General features: G+C 34.7%; 1 pseudogene. It reads right to left on the minus strand.

The annotated features are described in order from the left end of the window. Positions 1-245, minus strand: a pseudogene (locus H740_RS11910) (response regulator); the annotation flags it as partial.

The raw sequence follows: 245 nt of genomic DNA on the forward strand, positions 1-245 counted from the left end.
TCTCCGGTGCAAATACGGTGTAGGGGTTTGAAGAGTAGTAAGATATCCTATGATCTATATTTGTAGTATTTACGAAATTTCTCATATCGTTATTGGCAAGAGATTCGGAGTTGATGATATCTCTTCTTTTTTGATTCCAGTTAACGACATCTGAATTTATAAATTTAGTTAAATCGATATCCGATACTACGTCGCTTAAATTTGCTATCTTTTCATTGCCGTCCTTATCGTATCCTCTAACCTTG

This window comes from Campylobacter showae CC57C (assembly GCF_000344295.2).
Taxonomy (GTDB): domain Bacteria; phylum Campylobacterota; class Campylobacteria; order Campylobacterales; family Campylobacteraceae; genus Campylobacter_A; species Campylobacter_A showae_B.